Source organism: Streptomyces sp. SID13726, from assembly GCF_010548375.1.
In the GTDB taxonomy this organism is placed as follows: Bacteria; Actinomycetota; Actinomycetes; order Streptomycetales; family Streptomycetaceae; genus Streptomyces.
The window spans coordinates 1-440 of the sequence record NZ_JAAGLY010000455.1; the positions used below are offsets into that span (position 1 = coordinate 1).

Annotated in this window: 1 protein-coding gene; it reads left to right on the forward strand. The window is 70.9% G+C overall.

The features are described from left to right. Positions 1-129 precede the first annotated feature (129 nt). The coding region (locus tag G3I78_RS48560; protein WP_164437032.1) for an ROK family protein at positions 130-440 on the forward strand (311 nt) is incomplete at its 3' end.

The following is a 440-nucleotide window of genomic DNA, read 5'->3' on the forward strand; positions in this document are numbered from 1 at the left end:
TCCGGCAGGACAACCCGGGCGCGGGGTCGCGAGCCGTGGTCGTGCGTCGCCCGTCGACGGGCAGCACCTGCAGCGTGAGGCTTCCAGCCAGCGGTTAGTCAGCGGTTACCGAGCGAGTGAGGACGGGACATGCACGCCATCGGTGTGGACATCGGCGGGACGAAGATCGCGGCCGGGGTCGTCGACGAGAAGGGCGAGATCCTCGTCCAGACGCGCCGCGACACCGAGCCCGACGACGTCGCGAGCATCGACCGTGCCATCGCCGACGTGTATACCGAGCTGACCGCCGAGCACGAGGTCGGCGCGATGGGCCTCGCCGCGGCGGGCTTCGTCAGCCCCGACCGGACGTCGGTGCTCTTCGCCCCGAACATCGCGTGGCGCGAGTACCCGCTCGCGCGCAACGTGCGCGAGCTCATCGGGGACACCGACGTGCCGATCGT